The following is a 260-nucleotide window of genomic DNA, read 5'->3' as shown; positions in this document are numbered from 1 at the left end:
GACTCAATGTGCACGCCGAGTCGGCTGATGGACTGATGCACCAGAACTGCGGTTGCGCCGCTCCAATATTGCGCGCCGTACGTGTCACAGACTTTGACTGCGTGCCGCACAGTCGGCTCCTGCACGACCAGGAATCTCTTGCAACCCTTGCGCGTATCGCGCATTTCCATCTGAAAAGGCTGCTCGTAGACGTATTCTTGCGCCGGAGCGATGCGCATTTCGAACGACTGCGCGTAATGACCAACGACTGTTGTAGAGCC

The 260-nt window shown here is 57.3% G+C and carries 1 protein-coding gene; it reads right to left on the bottom strand.

Going from position 1 to position 260, the window contains the following annotated elements:
• Nucleotides 1-218, bottom strand: a 218-nt coding sequence (locus SB822_RS58415; RefSeq protein ID WP_410859287.1) for a hypothetical protein, incomplete at its 3' end; no start/stop codon positions are given.
• Nucleotides 219-260: the final 42 nt, after the last annotated feature.

Source organism: Paraburkholderia sp. SIMBA_054 (assembly GCF_046534875.1).
Classification (GTDB): Bacteria; Pseudomonadota; Gammaproteobacteria; order Burkholderiales; family Burkholderiaceae; genus Paraburkholderia; species Paraburkholderia hospita.
The sequence above is the reverse complement of the archived record's forward strand: the minus strand, read 5'-3'. Positions and strand labels throughout refer to the sequence as shown.